Origin of the sequence: Komagataeibacter xylinus (assembly GCF_004302915.1) — a bacterium.
Classification (GTDB): Bacteria; Pseudomonadota; Alphaproteobacteria; order Acetobacterales; family Acetobacteraceae; genus Komagataeibacter; species Komagataeibacter xylinus_C.
The window spans coordinates 1-2,502 of sequence record NZ_QQBI01000085.1; the positions used below are offsets into that span (position 1 = coordinate 1).

At 56.7% G+C, this 2,502-nt stretch carries 3 protein-coding genes; all 3 read left to right on the top strand.

Going from position 1 to position 2,502, the window contains the following annotated elements:
- Positions 1-97 precede the first annotated feature (97 nt).
- The 3 genes from tnpA to tnpC all read left to right on the top strand — a co-directional run bounded on the left by tnpA (position 98) and on the right by tnpC (position 2,475).
- Positions 98-457, top strand: coding sequence for an IS66-like element accessory protein TnpA (gene tnpA, locus DV027_RS17165; protein WP_007400224.1), 360 nt, complete (start codon positions 98-100; stop codon positions 455-457).
- Positions 454-801, top strand: a complete 348-nt coding sequence (gene tnpB / locus DV027_RS17170) for an IS66 family insertion sequence element accessory protein TnpB (protein ID WP_010510701.1) — start codon at positions 454-456, stop codon at positions 799-801. Before tnpA ends, tnpB begins: the two co-directional genes overlap by 4 nt.
- A gap of 63 nt (positions 802-864) precedes the next feature.
- Positions 865-2,475, top strand: a complete 1,611-nt coding sequence (gene tnpC / locus DV027_RS17175; protein WP_130732979.1) for an IS66 family transposase — start codon at positions 865-867, stop codon at positions 2,473-2,475.
- Positions 2,476-2,502: the final 27 nt, after the last annotated feature.

Below are 2,502 nucleotides of genomic sequence, written 5' to 3' on the forward strand. Positions count from 1 at the left end.
GTAACCGGCCGTTTGAGGCCGCCTTATGATTGAGGATTGTGACTGGTAACTTACCGTCGTTAACGACGTCGTTATTGACGTCATTTGAGAGGTAAGAATGACCCAGGAAATCCTGATTGGCGTTGAACGCCGCCGCCGCTGGTCGGATGAACGGAAGCTGGCGATACTGGCTGAAGTTGGTGTGGATGGAGCAAGTGTATCGGATGTGGCACGTCGACATGACCTGACCCGCCAACATCTTTACCAATGGCGGACGTCATTCCGTCAAAGACTATCTTCCCCAGATCAGTCTGTGGCGTTTGTTCCTGTTGCTTCAGTGACGACACCTGCTGTGGCATCTGGCGGTGATCCTGACGAACTGGCCATAGTGCTGCGCAATGGCCGTAGTATCAGGGTGACGGGACATCCTGCCGAAGATCTTCTGGCCCGGGTCATCCGGATTGCGGAGACGGCATGATTGGCGTGGGCAACGGCGTGCGTGTCTATCTGGCCTGCGGGGTGACCGATATGCGCAAGGGCATATCGGGTCTGGCAGCACTGGCACAGGACGTGCTGCGTCAGAACCCGACATCAGGGGCGCTCTTTGCCTTTCGTGGTCGCCGTGGGGACAGGATCAAGCTTCTGATGTGGGACGGTCAGGGGTTCTGTCTTTATTACAAGGTGCTTGAGAAGGGACGTTTTCCATGGCCGTCTCCGGCAGAGGGCGTTGCACGCCTGACGACAGCACAGATGGCCATGCTGTGGGAAGGCATGGAGTGGAGACGCCCTTCCTGGTCTGCACCACCGTCTCGCGTGGCCTGATTTTTATGGCGTGAGAGTGCAGAACATTTTGAATTTTCTTAGGTTTTCTGCTATTTTTTCATAATGACGTCTGCACCTGCGGTCCTGCCTGATGATCCGGATACCCTGAGGGAAATGATTGTTTCCCTGCAGACCGAAGTGGCTCGGCTTTCTGCGTCAGCCCGTGCGTATGAAGCTCTTGTCCAGTCTCTCAAAATCCGGATCGCACGTCTTCAGAAACAGAAATTCGGGGCCAGTTCAGAAAAGATAGACCGTGAGATTGAACAACTCGAACTGCTCCTTGAAGATGTAAAAATCGCCATCGCGGCAGCCGATCCTTCTCCTGATATCAGGGAGCATGATGTCAGCGATGATGCACTCTCTCCCCCACGGCAGCGTGGCAAACCAAAGGTTTCTGACACGACACCACGGGAGCGTATTGTTCTCGACCCAGGTGAGGCCTGTCCTGCCTGTGGCGGTCCCCTGCGTCTTGTAGGCGAAGATGTCACCGAAATACTGGACTTTATTGCGGCAAAACTGAAAGTTGTCGAAACGGCACGGCTGAAGAAATCCTGCCGTCACTGCGAAACACTGGTGCAGCCTGAAGCACCGTCGCGCCCTGTCCCACGGGGGATGGCTGGCACCGGGCTTTTAGCCCATATCCTGGTCTCGAAATTCGATGACCACATTCCGCTTTATCGTCAGAATGAGATCTTTGCCCGTCAGGGTGTGGACATTCCCCGTTCAACCCTGATCGACTGGTGTGGTCAGGCCGTTGCCGTTCTGCGTCCTCTGACAGATCTGATCCGTCAGGATGTCGTAAAGGCAGACCTGCTACATGCTGATGATACACCCATCCAGGTTCTTGACCCCCGTCTGCGTCAGGCTGGCAAACCCCGGGGCGTGAAGGAAGGGCGGATCTGGAGCTATCTGCGCGATCCCCGCCCATGGGGAGGGAGTGATCCGCCCGCCGTGGCCTACTGGTTCTCTCCCGATCGCAAGGGGATCAATCCCCAGACCCATCTGGCACAGTTCCGGGGCATTCTGCAGGCTGACGCCTACGCCGGGTTCAGGGATCTGTATAAACCAGACGCAACAGGAACCGTGCACGTGCGCGAAGCGGCCTGCTGGGCTCATCTCCGCCGGGCCTTCCATGATGTCTGGAAGGGCAGTGATTCGACAATCGCAAGGGAAGCACTTGAACAGATCGGAGAGCTCTACGATATCGAGCGCCAGATCACCGGACACCCGGCCCCGTATCGTCTGGCTGTCCGACAGGAACAAAGCCGCCCCCGTGTCACAGCATTCCACGCATGGTGCGAAACACAGCTTGCCCGTATCCCTGGAAAGGGGGAACTGGCAAAAGCGATCCGTTATGCGTTCAACCGGTGGAAGGCCTTTACCCTGTTCCTCGAAGATGGTCGTGTCGCCATCGACAACAATCCTGCCGAACGCGCCATACGGCCCGTATGCGTGGGGCGAAAAAATTATCTCTTTGCCGGATCCGACACCGGGGGCGACAACATCGCTGATGCCATGACGCTTATCGAAAGCGCAAAACTCTCCCGGCTTAATCCGCACGATTACCTCGCCGACGTCCTGGCCCGTATCAACGAGCACAAGATCAACCGGCTCCACGAACTGTTGCCATGGAACTGGAAACCCGTGAATACACTGCACAGACAGGCCGCATAATCAAGGCGGCCCAGAGCGGCCGGTTAC

Excerpts from the sequence above, each read along its gene's own strand:
- tnpB (WP_010510701.1), top strand. The coding sequence starts at position 454 with ATGATTGGCGTGGGCAACGGCGTGCGTGTCTATCTGGCCTGCGGGGTG.
- tnpC (WP_130732979.1), top strand. The coding sequence starts at position 865 with ATGACGTCTGCACCTGCGGTCCTGCCTGATGATCCGGATACCCTGAGG.
- tnpA (WP_007400224.1), top strand. The coding sequence starts at position 98 with ATGACCCAGGAAATCCTGATTGGCGTTGAACGCCGCCGCCGCTGGTCG.